Source organism: Nocardia vulneris (assembly GCF_001613425.1).
Lineage (GTDB): Bacteria > Actinomycetota > Actinomycetes > Mycobacteriales > Mycobacteriaceae > Nocardia > Nocardia vulneris.
Genome location: NZ_BDCI01000012.1, coordinates 1 through 825, shown reverse-complemented (window position 1 = coordinate 825; position 825 = coordinate 1). Strand labels below are relative to the sequence as shown.

At 74.1% G+C, this 825-nt stretch carries 1 protein-coding gene and 1 pseudogene; both read left to right on the top strand.

What is annotated here, in order from left to right:
- Positions 1–249 (top strand): annotated as a pseudogene (locus NVU01S_RS44210) (hypothetical protein); the annotation flags it as partial.
- A 359-nt stretch (positions 250–608) separates the two neighbouring features.
- On the top strand, positions 609–825 hold a 217-nt coding region (locus NVU01S_RS15310; RefSeq protein WP_176582328.1), incomplete at its 3' end, for a hypothetical protein.

Below are 825 nucleotides of genomic sequence, written 5' to 3'. Positions count from 1 at the left end.
GTCGGCCCGAACGGCGGCGGCCTGCAGGGCGGCGCACAGGGACCCGGCGGCGCGGGCGCGAACGGCGACGCACAGGTCGGCCCGAACGGCGGCGGCGCACAGGGCGGCGCACAGCTGCCGGATCCGTCCCAGCTGCTCAACGGCCTGCCCGGCGGCGATCTGCTCAACAACCTGCCCGGTATGGGCGCGCCCGGGAACGGCGGGCCGGCGGCCCTGCCCGGCCTACCGGACCTGAAGCTGCCGTTCTAGTTCCGGCAGCCAGGTATCCCACCAGGGCGGTGCGGACCGCCCTGCGGTTTCGCTGACGGCCATCACGCGGCGCACCCGGTAGCCGCGCCTCTTGCCGGCGATCAGGAGGCATCGGCCGCAGCGAGCCGGAGTCGTTCGGCGTCGTCGCCGGGTCATGCTCGGCGACGACGCCGTACGGCGCACGTTCGACAGCGGCGCGGGGAACGCACGGGCGGTCGGACCCGATGACCGACCGCAAAGGAGCAGCAAGACAGGTCTTTTTCACGCATTGTGCCGAGCCGGTGACGAGTTGGGCGTTTGATGTTCGAGTACGCATGTACCACTTCGAGGCGAGACATCGAGACGAGAAGGGGCTACACATGAAGCGCACGATCGGGATCGCGGCCGCCGCTGGGCTGACCGCGACACTCATGTTCGCGGGCATCGCCGCAGGCGCGCCCGACTCGGCCGCACCGGCGGCACCCGCACCCGCCGCACCGGCGGCACCGGCCGCCCCCGCACCAGCCGCACCCGCGGCTCCCGCTCCGGCCGCACCCGCACCCGCGGCTCCCGCTCCGGCCGCACCCGCACCCGCGG